Source organism: Psychrobacter sp. W2-37-MNA-CIBAN-0211 (assembly GCF_040309405.1).
Taxonomy (GTDB): Bacteria; Pseudomonadota; Gammaproteobacteria; order Pseudomonadales; family Moraxellaceae; genus Psychrobacter; species Psychrobacter glaciei.
The window spans coordinates 1-230 of the sequence record NZ_JBEOOU010000644.1; the positions used below are offsets into that span (position 1 = coordinate 1).

Below are 230 nucleotides of genomic sequence, written 5' to 3' on the forward strand. Positions count from 1 at the left end.
GTGTCATTGTGATGTTACTGGCTTTATCTACTCGTTTCATGACGGTGAGCTTCCAGCCGATTGATCGTCAATTACAGCGGCTAACGGTCAATCAAGAAGCGGCGGCTGAATTGCTGAGCGATAGTCCCGTGCAGCGTTGGCGACAAGTGGTATTGCCAGTGCTTAGCCCAGGAGTGCTAACGGCATTATTGATGGGCTTTGTGGAAGTGATGAAAGAGATGCCCATTACC

At 50.0% G+C, this 230-nt stretch carries 1 pseudogene; it reads left to right on the forward strand.

From position 1 onward, the window contains the following. Positions 1-230: pseudogene (locus AAEY72_RS16590) on the forward strand (iron ABC transporter permease); the annotation flags it as partial.